We start from the raw sequence: 14,180 nt of genomic DNA, 5'->3' as shown, positions 1-14,180 counted from the left end.
GGGAGCCGCCCGGCGGCCACGCCGCCGAGGCGAGCGACCACGGGCGGCGCGGCCATCAACGAGTGGCTGTGACCTGCATATACGCTACGTGCCCTAGCCGAGGAGGCTGCCGCCGGTGGCGTCGATGAACGCGCCGGTGATCCAGCGCGCTTCGTCGGTGGCGATGAAGACCACCACGTCGGCGATGTCCTCCGGCTCGCCGAGGCGCTTGAACGCCGACGACTGGGCCATCTGCTCCCGGACCTCGGGGATCTTGAAGAACTCACTCCCGTTGTCCGTGGTGCCGGGGGTCACGGTGTTGACCGTGATCCCCCGGGGGGCGAGGTGGCGCGCGAAGTTCCGCGAGAGCTGTTCGAGGGCGCCCTTGGTCATCGTGTAGACGGTGTGCGCGGGGTTGACGACCCGGGTCAGAGCGGAGGAGATGTTGATGATGCGTCCCCCGTCGGGGATCAGCCCGAGGGCGCGCTGGGTGATGAAGAAGGGCGCCTTCGTGTTGACCGCGAACATCCTGTCGAACTCCTCGACGGGGACTTCTCCCAGAGCGGTGCCGGGGGCCGAGGTGTCGGCGGCGTTGTTCACCAGGATGTCCAGGGTGGTCCGCCCGGTGCGCTCCTTCAGGCCGGCCTCCAGACCCTGGAACAACTGGTCGACGTCGCCGGGCACGCCCAGTTCCGCATGGACCGTGAAGGCCCGGCCGCCGTCCTTCTCGATGAGCTCGACGGTTTCCTGAGCGGCCTGCTTGTTGTGCGCGTAGTGCACGGCGACCAGGGCTCCCGCACGGGCCAGGGCGACGGCCGTGGCCCGGCCGATGCCCCGGCTGGAACCGGTGACGAGAGCGGTCTTGCCGTTGAGCTTCTTCACGATGATGTCCCTTCGAAGTCCCGGTCGAACCGTGGCACGCACGATGTCGGGAAGCGCTTGACGTTGAGCAGCGCTCCGACGTGTGGACCGTCAGCCGAGGTCGGGATGTGGATGTAGTGGGCTGTGCGGTGAGTGATGTTCAGTGGCCGTCTTCTACGCGGCAGTGGCCGGTGAGTTCGGCGACGGGTCCGGCGTTTGCTGCCGGACAGCGGGCGGGGCCTGATCCGGTGGCTGTGGGATCCGGCGGCGTTTAGCCGGAAGGCGACCAGGCCGTTGTGTCCCCGGGGTCATGCCGGCGTGGCCTTCGGCGTGATGGTGCCGGGGCTGGTGCGGGTCTTGAGGATGAAGTCGAACTCCATGGTCCTGTAGGGGCCCTGGAAACCATGATCGGCGATGTCCTCGGGGTCCTCGTGCAGGACGGTGTCGGCCTGCAGAGCGGGAGGGGCCAGTGTCCCGCCGACGAAGTCGACGGGGATGACGGGGTCTCCCTTGAAGTAGACCTCGCCCCGCCAGGGGGCGATCAGGTCGGGGTGGTGGACCTCGTAGTGGATGTGGGCCGGACGGTAGAGGCTGCGTCCGACGGCCGCGACGGCTTCGGCGACCCCGTCGACCGCCGTGATGTGGGGGTCGGCGTAGGCGACCGGGGTGATGGTGGTGAAGGTGTAGCGGCCGTCGGCGTCCGTGAACTGGTGTCCGCGCAGGTTGTACTTGGGCACTCCGTCGTCGTACAGCCCGGAGTAGTTGCCGTTGTTGGCTGCGTGGTAGATGTCCAGCTTGGCGCCCGCGAGCGGCCAGCCGTGGCCGTCCAGGACGCGGCCGGAGACGATCAACGGGGTTCCGGGTTCGTCCGGTTGCATCTGCAGGGTGCCGGGGTTATCGATGCATGGGGAACCGGGGATGAAGGTGGGGCTGTTGACGTCTTCGGACGGGGTGTAGCCGTCCCGACCGCCCTGGAAGAGTTCGCTGTACAGGGGCATGGCGACCAACGCCAGGGGGGCGCCGGTGGCTGTCTGGGTCCGTTGCAGCAGGTCGGCGACCGCGTTGAGGTCGTCGAAAGTGAGCCCCTCCTCGTCGCGCATGCGGGCCAGAGCGTTCTTGAACGCCTCGACGAGACGTACCGCGCGGGGGTTGATCAGTGCCGGGTCGACGTAGGACGGATCGGTGGTTGTGGTCATGCCGGTCTGCTCCTCGAAACAGTGGGGGGATTGGCTGATGGCAGGCATCAGCAGGCCGCGGGTGTCACGGGATGAGCTGCTCGCCAGACTCGGTGGTCCTCATGACGCCGGAGGCCGCGAACGTCGCGGTCGGCAACGTTCATCGGAGCGGAGCCCTTCTCCTTGATCGCGCCGCGGACCGGAACACCGCGGCGCGATCAGGGTTCGATGAGGGGGCGGGTACGGCTCGGTGTGCTGTCAGCCGCGGGGGAAGCCGTCGTCGTCGAGCTTGAAGACGAGTTCGCTCCGGTCACGCTTGGTGGTGTGCAGCTCCCAGTACAGAGGGGTGATCTGCTCGGGCCGGGCCGCCTCGACGCCGGGGATGACGGAGACGCCGATCGAGGAGTCGATGCCGACGTGGGCGGCCTGGATGCCGGTGCCGGCGTCGGCCAGCTCCTTGTGCAGGTTCATCACCCAGTTGCGCAGCGCCGCAGCGGCGGCGTTGACATTGGCGACCCGCGGGTCGGGCCAGATCGAGCCGGCGCCGGTGGTGTAGAGCAGGGTGCCCGCGCCGGCCTCGCGCATCGCGGGCAGCACCGCCTGGGTGGCGGCGATGGCCCCGTAGAGCTGGAAGTTCATCTCGAACTCCACATCGGACGGTGCGGTGGTGGCCGGAGCGGTCAGCGTGGTGACGCCGAACGTGCCCACCGGGGAGTACTCCAGGACGTCGATGCCGCCGAAGTGCGCGGCGGCGTCCTTGAGGGCCTGGGTGAGCGCGTCGCGGTCGAGCACGTCCGCGGGGAACGCGGCGGCGGTGATGCCCTCGGCGCCGAGCTTGCCGACGAGACCGTCGAGCTTCTCGCGGTTACGGGAGATCAGGGCGACGTCGAAGCCCTGGGAGCCGAAGGTGCGGGCGATGGCCAGGCCCATCTGAGGGCCGGCTCCGACGATGGCGATGCTGGTCACGGCAAGTCCTTTCGTGGAAGACATGGCAGGGGAAGCCGAAATATGGAAAGATCTATCCGGTTTGTATCCGGATAGATCTTTCCGGTTCACTGCTGCAACAGTACCACGAAGTGGATAGGGCAATCCGATTGCTTGCGATCGACAGCTCCCAGCGCCGAGAGGCCGCAGCATCGACCATGCCAGTGATCGGCGTCGCGTCATCAACCAGATGAATCCGTCCGGGACCGGGAGCACGGAGAGGGCCTGGCATCGGCGCCCTGCTCTGCATTGCGGTCCGAACAGTTACCGGAACCGCCGTGCTCAGTCGGCGATCCGCAGCAGCAACTTGCCCGTTGATGTGCGCCCGCCCATGAGCCGGTGGGCCTCGGCCGCGTCCTGCAGGGGGAACTCCGCGGTGATCGGAAGGCTCACGATGCCGTCGGTGACCGTACGGAAGGCACGCTCGGTGAGCGAACGCAGTGCCTCGGGCGCCGACTGTGCGAGTGCCAGGATGGAGAAGCCCCCGACGGAACGGCCCTGTGCGTAGAGTTCGGGCTGCCCGACCTGCCACGGCTCGGCCCCGCTCGCGTTGCCGAAGGACACCAGGCGCCCGAAGACGGCCAGCGTGTCGAGGCCGCGGCGAAGGGTGTCGCCGCCCACCGGGTCGAGGACCAGGTCGACGCCCCTGCCGCCGGTGGCGCGGCGTACGTCGTCGGAGAAGGTGTCTGTGGTGAACACCTCGTCGTAGCCGTGCTTGAGGGCGTGCCCGGCCTTGGCCGCGGAGGAGACCACGCCGTAGACCGCGCCCGCGCCCACCGCGCGAGCCAGCTGCCCGGCCACTGTGCCGATGCCGCCCGCCGCACCGTGCACCAGCACACTCTCTCCGGCGCGCAGTCGACCCACCTCGTGGAGCAGGGCGTGCGCGGTCGGCAGCACGGTGGGCAGTGTCGCAGCGGTCCGCAGGTCCAGGCCCTCGGGGAGCGGGAAAACGGTGGTGGTTTCGGCGACCACCGCCTCGGCGTAGGCGCCGCTGTTGACGAGGGCTGCGACTTCCTGCCCCGGGTGCAGTCCCTCGACGCCGTGGCCGACGGCCCGGATCCGTCCGGAGACCTCCAGGCCCGGGCGGAAGGGCAGCGATTCCACCCGGTACCCCTCCGCACGCGCCTTGAGGTCCGCGAAGTTCACGCCCACATAGGCGGCGTCGATGGTCACCTGGCCTGGCCCGGGCTGGGGGGTTTCGGCCGTCACGAGCTGCAGCACCTCGGGACCGCCGTACTCCTGGAACTCGACTGCACGCATCAGCGAAACGCACCCTTCGGCGAAGTGTTCAATGGAAAGCGAACACTGGGACTGTAAGATGCTCATCGAACACTAAGCAAGCGGCTGGGACGCTCCCCAGGGTCACCCAGCGAGGATGCGCATGGCGGGAGAGGGGCATGTCGAAGCAGGCTGCGGGCAGCAGTCACCGTGCGGCGCCGGTGCACACGGATCCTGAGGACGTCTCCGTCCTGACCGCGCTGTCCGCGCTCGCCGACCCTGTGCGCATCCAGTTGATCCGAGAGTTGGCGGGCTCAGCCGACTGGACGCGCAGCTGTGGCAGCTTCGACGTGCCCGTCGGCAAAGCCGCACTCAGTCACCACTTCTCGGTCTTGCGCGGCGCCGGCCTGGTCGAACAGCGTGACCAGGGGCCCAAGCGAGTCAACCGACTGCGCCGCGAGGAGTTCGATGCGCGCTTCCCCGGGCTGCTCGACCTGCTCCTGCGCCCCGATGGCGCCGACTGAGCAGTGGCCCGTGCGCCGGCCCTGACGAGATGCGGGCGCGTTACCGCCACCGGAGGCAAGGCCCGAATGAAAGCCCTGTTCAGCAAGGCTGAACAGGGCGGCTGCGGCGTCGAGTTACGCGGAACCGGCGCCAGCGGCGTCAGGTGCACCGCCGGCTGAGCGCGGGGACCGGCAACGTACCGGCCCCCGCGCCGGCCGACGGGCGGCGGCACCGGCGGTCAGGTGGACCGCAACTCGAACCAGTCGAAGGCCACGCTGCCTCGCGTGGCGTACATGCCGAAGACCCGGCCGGTGAAGCCGCCGGCGACCTCGGTGGTGAGGTAACGGCCGTCGAGTTCGGCGAGGATCTCGAAGTCCCCGCTGTCCGTCTCGTAGCCCAGGCGGAGGGTGTCGGGGCCGCCGACCCGGAGGCCGGGCGGGGGAGTCGCGTCGGGGTCCGCGCCCCGGGCTGTGACCGTGGGCGGCAGGATGTCGGAGGTCGTGACGTCGATCCGCAGGGTCAACGGGCCGGACGGTACGGCTTGTTCGGCGATGGCGTGGTGCAGCGGGCCGATCCTGGCGACCGCGCGGACCATGCCGTCTCCCACCTCCACCTCGTAGTGGTGTGCCTCGTCCAGCCGTACCGTGAGCCCGCCCCGGCCGCCTTCGGCGACGTCGGCCGCTGTGCGCGCGGTGCAGTCGGCATGGCGCTGGCGCCGCCCCACGAAGAGTGCGCCGGGCTTGTCCAGGCTGTCCCCGCGGGCGTGCAGCACCAGGTGGCCGGGCCGTTCGTCGAGACGGGCGGCCTCCGGGTCGTGGCGTCGGAGCGACACCCAGCACGGCGCGAGGGCGGGGGAGTCGAAGTCGTCCCGGTCCGGCTCCTGGGGCCAGGGATGCGGCGCCAGTGCCGGGGCCTGCGCACGCAACTCCAGCGGGCCGGGCAAGGGCCACTCGTCCTCCCATCGCACGGGTGCCAGGAACGTCTCCCGGCCCATGCCGTGGTACATCGGTGTGTCGCCGCGGGGCCTGGTGCCGAGCAGCACCATCCACCACGTGCCGTCGTGTGCCTGCACCAGGTCGCCGTGGCCGGTGTTCTGCACCGGGTGACTGGTACTGCGGTGGGACAGCACCGGGTTGGCGGGGTGGGGTTCGAACGGCCCCGGCAGGGCGCGGGCCCGGGCCAGCGACAGCGCATGCCCGCGTTCCGTGCCGCCCTCCGACAGCAGCAGGTACCACCAGTCGCCGACCCGGTACAGGTGCGGGCCCTCGGGATACTGCAGCCCGCTGCCCGACCACATCGGCACCGGCTCGCCGAGCAGTTCGCCGGACTTCGGGTCGATGCGGACCCCGCGGATGCCGTCCGACGAGAACACGCACCAACACGTCCCGTCCTCTTCCCAGGCCAGGTCGGGGTCGATGCCGGGTACGCCGATCGGCACCGGGTCCGACCACGGTCCCGCGGGGTCCTCGGCGGTCACCAGGATGTTGCCCGCCCCGGCGACCACGGTCGTGATCAGCCAGAACCGGCCGTCGTGGTACCGCAGTGTGGGCGCGTACACCCCCGTGGACGACGGGGCCGTGTCGGGCAGCTCCAGTTGCGAAGGCCGGTCCAGGGCGTGCCCGATCAGCCGCCAGTGCACCAGGTCACGGCTGTGCCAGATCGGCACCCCCGGTACGTACTCGAAGCTGGACGTCGCGACGTAGTAGTCGTCACCGGCCCGGCAGATGCTCGGGTCCGGGCTGAAGCCGGGGATCACGGGATTGTCGAAGAACGCCATGTCCGTCCTGAGGGGTGTGGTCGGGGGAGTGAACACCGAGGCGGGCCGCACGGGCTGAACTGAACTGTTGAAGCGCTTCGAAAGTTCGCATGCGGGTCTGTGGCATGTCAACAGGTCAGCAAAGTATGGATAGGTCGTTATAGCCGCGGCGACGTCGAAGCGCTTCGATAAATGGCTTCGTCCTGGGTCGTGGGCGACAGGCGTTCCGTCTGTGTCGGCCTGGCCGGTGAGGGCTGGGAGCCGGACGACTTCGTCGTCCGCATCCCCGACGCCGTCGGCCTGGACGAGGCCGCGCCGCTGCTGTGCGCGGGCATCACCACGTACTCCCCGCTGCACCGCTTCGGCGCGGGCCCCGGCAAGAAGGTCGCGATCGTCGGCCTGGGCGGCCTCGGCCACATGGCCGTCAAGCTCGCCCACGCCATGGGCGCCGAGGTCACCGTCCTGTCGCAGTCGCTGAAGGAGATGGACGACGGCCTGCGCCTGGGCGCCGACCACTACCACGCCACCAGCGACCCGGCCACCTTCGAGCAACTGGCCGACATCTTCGACCTGATCGTCAACACGGTCAGCGCGAAGCTGGACCTGGACGCCTACCTCGGCCTGCTGGCCGTGAACGGCACCATGGTCAACGTCGGCGGGGCCCCCGCCGAGTCGCTGTCGCTCAGCGTGTTCTCCCTGCTCATGCAGGGCCGGACGTTCGCCGGCTCCCTGATCGGCGGCATCCGCGAGACGCAGGAGATGCTCGACTTCTGCGGCGAGCACGGCCTCGGTGCCGAGGTGGAGATCATCCCGGCCGAGAAGATCAACGAGGCGTACGAGCGGGTCCTGAGCTCGGACGTCCACTACCGCTTCGTTATCGACACCTCGGCGCTGGGCTGACCGCCGCCCCGGCCCTCCAAGACCACCCCGTACGGGAGCAGCCTCCGTCAAGTCTCCCGTACGGGGTGCCGACGTACTCCCACACGCATGGTCACCGTTTGACGACCGGCCAGAAGGCGTCCCTTACATCGGACTTGGAGGTGGAGACGAACTCTTCGCTGCCCGGCCCGTAGTCGTACGTGCCGTAGTACTCGTAGTGCAGGACGCTCGGGCAGCTGCCGCCGCTGATCTGCACCTCGCGCGGGTCGACGCGCTTTCCGGTGCGCAGCTCGTAGACCTTCAGCGGGATCTTGACCTTGTAGAAGGTCACCTCGTGGGGGAGGTACTCGGACAGGTCGTTCTCGTAGTAGCACGTCTCGACGGCGGCTCCGTTCTTCGCCGTGTCCGCGCAGACCACGAGCGCGGCCTTGGTCGGGTCGCTGGTGCGCCAGTCACCGGGGAGTTCGTCGGTGTACTCGGTGTCGCCGAGGAACATCGCGCGGTTGAACCCCTTGCGGTACGGCGGGGCACCGCTGTACTTGGCGGGCGTGTCGCAGTAGCCGGTCGACGCGTCGGTCGTGTCCTCGACCAGATCGCGTACCTTCCCCAGCTCGATGGCGAGGCCGGCCTTCTTCACACCGCTGCGTGCCTGGTCCGTGCGTGCGTCGTCCGGGTACTCGTCGAGGAGGTGCTGGTAGTGCGCCCGCGCCTGCTGCCAGTTGTCCTCGTCCATCAGGGCGTCGCCGCATCCCACCAGTGCGGCGGGTTCCATGCGCGTCGCGGCGGTGGCGGACCGGTCCAGTACGTCGTGGGTGGGCTCGCGGCCGCGGAGCCATTCGGTGATGTCGGCGGTGTCGCAGGAGTCCTTGGTGGGCAGGCCGTCGAGGAAGGCGTCCAGGACCGTCCTGACGGTCTGCTCGTTACCGGGCTTGTTCAGGACGCCGGCGAGGATGTCGAAGCCCCGCTCCAGGTCCTCGATGCTCCCGCTCCGTCCGGCGGCCAGCCTGGACGCGGCCCGCTCCAGCCGGTGGCACGCCTCCACCACCGCGTCGCCGGGTTCGACCACCGGTGCGCCCGCCAGGCGATGGCCCCACCACACCTCACCCTGCGCGGCCACGGCCGTCTCGCAGTCGCCGCCCCCACGGGCCTCGGTCACGCGGTCCTCGATTCCGTACGCGTCGACGCGCAGCAGCACGGCGGTCAGCAGCACCGCGACCGTGACGGCGAGTGCGCCCGCGCGCTGCCCGCGTCGTACGACATGCTCCGCGCGCCGGCGTGCCAGGAACCAGCCGTGGGCGATGCCGGCCGCCCACCACAGGAGCAGCAGGATTTCGCACCAGGTCTCGGCGGTCGATGCGGTGAGGTTGAGGAGCCAGCCCGTGCCGACCACGGCGAACGCGGCCGGCTTCCAGCGGCCCAGCAGCAGATAGCCGATGCCGAGCAGCGAGGCGTTGCCGAGTGCCACCGCCACCGGGTCGCACGGCCTCGGGGCCCTGGGCGGCTCCGGCGGCTCGGGGGGCTGCCGGTACGGGTCGTGTTCGTACGTCGGGGAGTCCATGGGTCATCACCCCTGAAGTGAAGTGGGTGCCGGGCTGCGTACGGAGAAGTAGTGGCGGCCCTTCTCGCCGCTCACCATCCACAGGGCCGCCACATCGACGCCGGCGATCACGAACATCGCGAGGCTGGGTGCCCCGGAGGCCAGTGAGCCGATGAAACCGAAGACCGTCCCGAACGCCGCGAAGGACAGGCACACGATGAGCACCACACGGACCCAGGGGCGGCGCCCCCGGGCCAGTACGACGCAGACGACCATGAGCGCCGCCAACGCCCAGCAGAACAGCGCCACGAACCAGGCCATGCCCATCGGCAGGAGCAGCTCCTGTCCGTGCTCCTGCTTGCTCTGGTTCTCCTCGATGATCGCCCAGCCGCCGACGACCGTGCCCAGCGCGTGCGCGGTGACGATCACGAGAACGAAGATGAGGGCCCCGGGCATGCGCACCTTCTCGGGCACAACAGCCTGACCGGGCTGATACGGAGAGCTCTGCATCGTGGATCACCTCACGCTTTCGTTGTCGTCCGGGGCGTACGGCAGGTCGTAGACCCGGGCCCAGTCCACTTCGTAGACGGCGCTCTGCAGGTCGTCCCCGTGGAAGTTGTCGAGCTGGATGGTCTGGTGCATGGATGGGGCGCACTGGATGCAGTCGCGGTCCGCGTTCGCGCCGTCGGCGAAGCGGAACCACTCCTCGCCGTCGATGAAGCCGCGCAGATGATCCGGGGTCCACTCGATGGCGACGTTGTGCCACTGCGACAGGTCCACGCCGCACTTCTGCACGAACTCCTGCTGTACGGGCACGCCCTCGGGGTGCGGGTAGTGCAGGAACGCCTCGGCGCAGCTCTCGCCCGGGGCGCCGTTCTCCAGGTAGTCGTACTCGCCGTCCTCGGGGTGCTCGTTCGAGTCCGGCCACAGGATCAGCAGCGGGTGGTACTGCCGCCCGTTGTCGGGGGCGGTGGCCCGGGAGCGTACGCGGGCCTCCCACCGGCCGTACTGCCGGCCGTACGGTGAGGCGAGCCAGCCGGTGTCGCCGTTCGCCTCGCCGGTCATGCGCAGTACGTCGCCGACGACCCGGGTGTTGACGTCGCAGCGGCGGCCGTTGTCGCTGTGGCCGGGCCAGCACTTGCCGGGGCCGCCGCCCGCCAGGCGCCACTTGTCGCGGTCCGGTATGGCCGGGTCGGCCTCGGAGCCGTAGTCGAACTCGTCCGACCACTCGGGCAACGGGGCGCCCCAGCCGTACCGTTCGGCGGCGGTCGTCGGGGCGGCGGGGGCGGCGCTCACCGCGGTCGCCGTAAGCGTCGCCGCGAGTGCCGCCGCGCCGAGCCCCACGGCGAGGTGCCGGGCGCGAAGTCGTCCGTACATGACTCCCCTTCAGCTGTCGTGCCTTGCGGACAAGGGGGGCGGCCCGAGCCCTCCCCTCGCGGGGCTCCGACCGCGCCATGGCCCGTCCTGGCCACGTCCCTCAGCCAGTCGACCGCCGTACGCCGTTGTTCGGCAGGTCCTCTCCCGGCACCGAACAACCCTCGAACCGAACGAGCTGGTAGGGAGGAAGCGTGAGGATCGAGTGAACTCCCGTGTCACGCCTGCCGATACCCGGAAGTTCGATTGCGGCCGCCCCCGCGACTCCCTACCGTGGGCGCCCGAGTGGACCCGCTGGGTGATGGCTTGTCGACGACAAGGTGGACGAGGGGAGAGCGGGCACGTGTCGGCACAAACAGGACCGGGGCGCACCGAGGGCGAGCTGGATCCGGAGGCCGGACCGGTGCCGCGGTTCGCCGCCGAACTGCGCGCGCTGCGCGAGTCCGCGGGGAGACCCACATACCGGGCGATGGCTCAGCGGGCGCGGTACGGGGTGACCACACTGTCGCAGGCGGCGGCAGGCAAACAGCTGCCCACCCGCGCGGTGACGCTCGCCTACGTCAAGGCGTGCGGCGGCGACGTGATCGAGTGGGAGCGGCGCTGGCGCGAGGCGTCGGCCGAGTTGGCCGCCGAGACCGCCGACGACGAGACCTCCCGGCCGCCGTACCGCGGCCTGACCCGGTTCGAACCGGGCGACGCCGAACTGTTCTTCGGCCGCGACCAGCTCGTGGAACGGCTGACCGAGCTGAACCGCAAGCACCGCTTCACCGCCGTCTTCGGCCCCTCCGGCAGCTGCAAGTCCTCCCTGCTGCGCGCCGTGCTGATCCCCCTGCTGCGCACCCCGGACGATGGGGAGGAGGACGTGCCTCCCGCCGCCGTACGCATCCTCACGCCCGGTGCGGACCCGCTGCGCACACATGCCGACCGGCTCCTGCCCGTACCCGGGACCGACGCCGACACCTGGCTGATCGTCGACCAGTTCGAGGAGCTGTACACCCTCGGCGCCGACCCGGCCGACCGGGACACCTTCATCGACCGCCTCGTCGCCGCCACCGACGCCGACAGCCGGCTGCGCGTCGTCATCGCAGTGCGGGCCGACTTCCTCGGCCGCTGCGCCGAACACCCCGGCCTCACTGCCGCGTTGCAGGACGCCACGCTGCTCGCCGGGCCGATGAGCCGGGCGGAGCTGCGGGAGGCCATCGTCCGCCCGGCCGCCGCAGCCGGCCTGATCGTCGAACGCTCCCTGACCGACCGCCTCCTGGACGAGGTCGAGGACGCCCCGGGCGGACTGCCGCTGATGTCGCACGCCCTGCTGGAGACCTGGCGCCACCGCAGCGGCCGCGTCCTGACCGAGAGTGCGTATGAGGCGGCCGGCGAACTGCACGGCGCCGTCGTCCGTACGGCCGAGCAGGTGTACGGCGAACTCACCGTACTGCAGGCCGAGTTGGCCCGCCGTATTCTGCTCCGCCTCGTCGCCCCCGGCGACGGCACACCTGACACGCGTCGGCCCACCGAGCACGCGGAACTCGACTTCGGCAGCCCCGCCGACACCCGCGTGGTACTGGAACGCCTGGTCCGCGCCCGCCTCATCACCTTCGACGACGGCACCGTCGACCTCGCCCACGAAGCCCTCATCACCGCCTGGCCCCGGCTGCGCGCATGGATCGACGCCGAACGCGACCGGCTGCGCGTCCACCGCTCGCTCTCCGAGGCGGCCCGCACATGGGAGGCGCTCGGCCGGGAGAACGCCGCGCTCTACGCCGGCTCCCGTCTGCACGCCGCCCGCGACGCCTTCCCGCAGGACGCCGCACGGGAGAACCACCGCAGCGAGGAACTCACCCCGCTGGAGCGGCAGTTCCTCACCGCCTCGATCCGGCGCCGGCGCCGCGCCGCGCGACTGCGCCGTACGGTCGTGGCCGTACTCGCCGCGCTCGTGCTGCTCGCCACCGGCACCGCCGTCGTCGCCCTCCAGGCGCGCGCCACCGCGCAGGCCGAGCGGGACGAGGCCGTCTTCGGCCGCCTCACCGCCGAGGCCGACAGTGTCCGCGAGACCGACGCCGGGCTGGCCGCCCGGCTCGACGTCGCCGCGCACCGCATGCGCTCCACCCCGGACCTGCGGACCCGGCTGGCCTCGGACGCGGGCCGGGTGCTGGCCACCCGGCTGCCCGGCCACGACGGTGTCGGCAGCGCCGTGGCGTACGCGCCCGACGGCCGCACCCTCGCCAGCGGCGGCCACGACGGCACGGTCCGGCTGTGGGACACCGACACGGGCAGGCCCCTGGGCGAACCGCTGCGCCTCCGTACGGGACCGGTCGGCGCGGTCGCCTTCGCTCCGCAGGACGGCGACCTGCTGGTGGTCACCGGGAAAGGCGGCGGCATCCAACTGTGGGACGTACGCGACCGGCAGCGGCCCCGCCCCGTCGGCCGGCCGCTGGTGAGCCACGACGAGGAGAACGTCGTCTCCGTCGCGTTCGCCCCCGACGGCCGGACACTGGCCACCGCCGGCGACGACGGGACCGTACGGCTGTGGGACCTGAGCGACCCGGCCCGTCCTGCGCCGCTCGGCGAGCCCGCCGAGGCCGACGAGTCGGAGGCGGGCAGCGTCCGCGCCGTCACGTTCGCCCCGGACGGGGACACCCTGGCCACGGCCGGCTTCGACGGGACCGTACGGATGTGGCGGTTCAGCGCCAACGACGGCATCGCACCGCTGGGCAAGCCGCTGCGCGAACACACCGCCTCTGTCTGGGCGTTGGCCTTCTCCCCGGACGGAGAGACCCTGGCCACGGCCGGCTTCGACGAAACCGTACGGCTGTGGGACGCGTCCGATCCAAGCCGCCTGGAGCCGCTGGGTGAACCGCTGACCGAGCACACCGCGCCCGTCATGTCGGTGGCGTTCAGTCCGGACGGCGAGACCCTGGCGAGCGCGGGCGAGGACGACGCGCCGATCCTGTGGAACGTGGCCAACCCGGCATACCCGCAGCAGCTCGGGGAGCCCTTGACCGGCCACACGGAGGCCGTGTGGGATGTGGCCTTCAGCCGCGACGGCCGTACCCTCGCCAGCACCGGCGCCGACGGCAGCGTCCGCCTCTGGCACCGGCCGCCGACCGTCCTCACCGACTTCACCAACCCGCTGACCGCCGTCGCCTACAGCCCCGACGGCCGCCTGCTCGCCGCCGCCAGTACCGACGACGCACTGATCCGCCTGTGGGACGTGGCCGATCCGGGCAACCCGCGCCGCCTCCTGCGCACACTCACCGGCCACGAGGACGAGGTGCTGGCCGTCGCGTTCGCGCCGGACGGCCGTACGGTGGCCAGCGGCTCGCAGGACGGCACCGTACGGCTGTGGGACGTCTCCGCGCCCGAACGTCCCGCCCCGCTCGGCGCACCGCTGGACGCGCACGACGGCGGCGCCCTCGCCGTCGCCTTCGCCCCGGACGGCCGCACGCTGGCCACCGGCAGCGAGGACGCCACGGTGCGGCTGTGGGACGTACGGCGGCCGGACCACGCACGGCCGCTCGGCGCACCGCTGCGCGGCCACGCGGACGCCGTCACCTCCGTGGCCTTCGCACCAGGCGGCCGCACCCTGGCCACCGGCAGCGAGGACGCCACGGCGCGACTGTGGCACGTGGGCGACGAGGCGCGGGCGCGGCCCGCGGGCGCCGCCCTCGCCGGGCACGACGAACCGGTCAACACTGTGGACTTCGCCCCGGACGGGAAGACACTGGCGACGGGCAGCGACGACCGTACGGTGCGGCTGTGGGACGTACAACAGGCGGACCGTTCACGGCCGTTGGGGGAGGAGCTGGCCGGGCACCGTGCGCCGGTCAGGTCCGTGGCCTTCGCCCCGGACGGGAAGACGCTGGCGACCGGCAGCGGCGACCACACGGTCCGCCTGTGGGACGTGGCCGACCCG

The 14,180-nt window shown here is 71.1% G+C and carries 10 protein-coding genes and 1 pseudogene; 3 read left to right on the top strand and 8 right to left on the bottom strand.

The genetic code is table 11. From position 1 onward, the window contains the following. Window positions 1-93 precede the first annotated feature (93 nt). The 4 genes from ACTWQJ_RS09910 to ACTWQJ_RS09895 form a co-directional block, all read right to left on the bottom strand. Window positions 94-861, bottom strand: coding sequence for an SDR family oxidoreductase (locus ACTWQJ_RS09910; RefSeq protein WP_443306253.1), 768 nt, complete (start codon window positions 859-861; stop codon window positions 94-96). Window positions 862-1,148: 287 nt separating this feature from the next. Then, complete coding sequence (locus ACTWQJ_RS09905; protein ID WP_443306252.1) at window positions 1,149-2,036, bottom strand: dioxygenase family protein; 888 nt, start codon at window positions 2,034-2,036, stop codon at window positions 1,149-1,151. A gap of 237 nt (window positions 2,037-2,273) precedes the next feature. Beyond that, a complete protein-coding gene (locus ACTWQJ_RS09900; RefSeq protein WP_443306251.1) occupies window positions 2,274-2,981 on the bottom strand; it encodes an SDR family NAD(P)-dependent oxidoreductase in 708 nt (235 codons plus the stop codon). A gap of 300 nt (window positions 2,982-3,281) precedes the next feature. Further along, a complete protein-coding gene (locus ACTWQJ_RS09895) occupies window positions 3,282-4,259 on the bottom strand; it encodes a quinone oxidoreductase family protein (RefSeq protein WP_443306250.1) in 978 nt (325 codons plus the stop codon). Between the two features lie 137 nt (window positions 4,260-4,396). Between ACTWQJ_RS09895 and ACTWQJ_RS09890 the strand changes: the two genes are divergently transcribed. Beyond that, window positions 4,397-4,741, top strand: coding sequence for an ArsR/SmtB family transcription factor (locus ACTWQJ_RS09890; RefSeq protein WP_443306249.1), 345 nt, complete (start codon window positions 4,397-4,399; stop codon window positions 4,739-4,741). Between the two features lie 218 nt (window positions 4,742-4,959). Here the strand turns inward: ACTWQJ_RS09890 and ACTWQJ_RS09885 are convergent, their stop codons facing one another. Then, on the bottom strand, window positions 4,960-6,498 hold the full coding sequence (locus ACTWQJ_RS09885) for a glycoside hydrolase family 43 protein (protein ID WP_443306248.1): 1,539 nt from the start codon (window positions 6,496-6,498) through the stop codon (window positions 4,960-4,962). Between the two features lie 243 nt (window positions 6,499-6,741). On the opposite strand from ACTWQJ_RS09885, the pseudogene ACTWQJ_RS09880 reads away from it, so the two are divergent. Beyond that, window positions 6,742-7,377, top strand: a pseudogene (locus ACTWQJ_RS09880) (NAD(P)-dependent alcohol dehydrogenase); the annotation flags it as partial. 91 nt (window positions 7,378-7,468) lie between these two features. On the opposite strand, the gene ACTWQJ_RS09875 reads toward ACTWQJ_RS09880, so the two are convergent. Genes ACTWQJ_RS09875 through ACTWQJ_RS09865 form a run of 3 tightly spaced genes read right to left on the bottom strand, consistent with a single transcriptional unit; the run spans window position 7,469 to window position 10,270 of the window. After that, the gene (locus ACTWQJ_RS09875) at window positions 7,469-8,914 is read right to left on the bottom strand and encodes a tetratricopeptide repeat protein (protein WP_443306247.1); all 1,446 of its coding nucleotides are present in this window, start codon (window positions 8,912-8,914) and stop codon (window positions 7,469-7,471) included. 6 nt (window positions 8,915-8,920) lie between these two features. Next, a complete protein-coding gene (locus ACTWQJ_RS09870) occupies window positions 8,921-9,349 on the bottom strand; it encodes a hypothetical protein (RefSeq protein ID WP_443306246.1) in 429 nt (142 codons plus the stop codon). Between the two features lie 60 nt (window positions 9,350-9,409). Then, window positions 9,410-10,270: a glycoside hydrolase family 16 protein gene (locus tag ACTWQJ_RS09865; protein WP_443306245.1), complete on the bottom strand. Its 861-nt coding sequence runs from the start codon at window positions 10,268-10,270 to the stop codon at window positions 9,410-9,412. Between the two features lie 340 nt (window positions 10,271-10,610). Here ACTWQJ_RS09865 and ACTWQJ_RS09860 point away from each other — a divergent pair. After that, window positions 10,611-14,180, top strand: a 3,570-nt coding sequence (locus ACTWQJ_RS09860; RefSeq protein ID WP_443306244.1) for an nSTAND1 domain-containing NTPase, incomplete at its 3' end; no start/stop codon positions are given.

The organism is Streptomyces sp. KR55 (genome assembly GCF_052245645.1).
Lineage (GTDB): Bacteria > Actinomycetota > Actinomycetes > Streptomycetales > Streptomycetaceae > Streptomyces > Streptomyces flavusporus.
Note: the sequence above shows the minus strand (reverse complement) of the source record. Positions and strands in the feature narration are given on the sequence as shown.

What these genes read in the sequence shown, in the direction of transcription:
- ACTWQJ_RS09865 (WP_443306245.1), bottom strand. Translation starts at nt 10,270, where the DNA reads ATGTACGGACGACTTCGCGCCCGGCACCTCGCCGTGGGGCTCGGCGCG.
- ACTWQJ_RS09885 (WP_443306248.1), bottom strand. Translation starts at nt 6,498, where the DNA reads ATGGCGTTCTTCGACAATCCCGTGATCCCCGGCTTCAGCCCGGACCCG.
- ACTWQJ_RS09905 (WP_443306252.1), bottom strand. Translation starts at nt 2,036, where the DNA reads ATGACCACAACCACCGATCCGTCCTACGTCGACCCGGCACTGATCAAC.
- ACTWQJ_RS09875 (WP_443306247.1), bottom strand. Translation starts at nt 8,914, where the DNA reads ATGGACTCCCCGACGTACGAACACGACCCGTACCGGCAGCCCCCCGAG.
- ACTWQJ_RS09870 (WP_443306246.1), bottom strand. Translation starts at nt 9,349, where the DNA reads ATGCCCGGGGCCCTCATCTTCGTTCTCGTGATCGTCACCGCGCACGCG.
- ACTWQJ_RS09890 (WP_443306249.1), top strand. Translation starts at nt 4,397, where the DNA reads ATGTCGAAGCAGGCTGCGGGCAGCAGTCACCGTGCGGCGCCGGTGCAC.
- ACTWQJ_RS09895 (WP_443306250.1), bottom strand. Translation starts at nt 4,259, where the DNA reads ATGCGTGCAGTCGAGTTCCAGGAGTACGGCGGTCCCGAGGTGCTGCAG.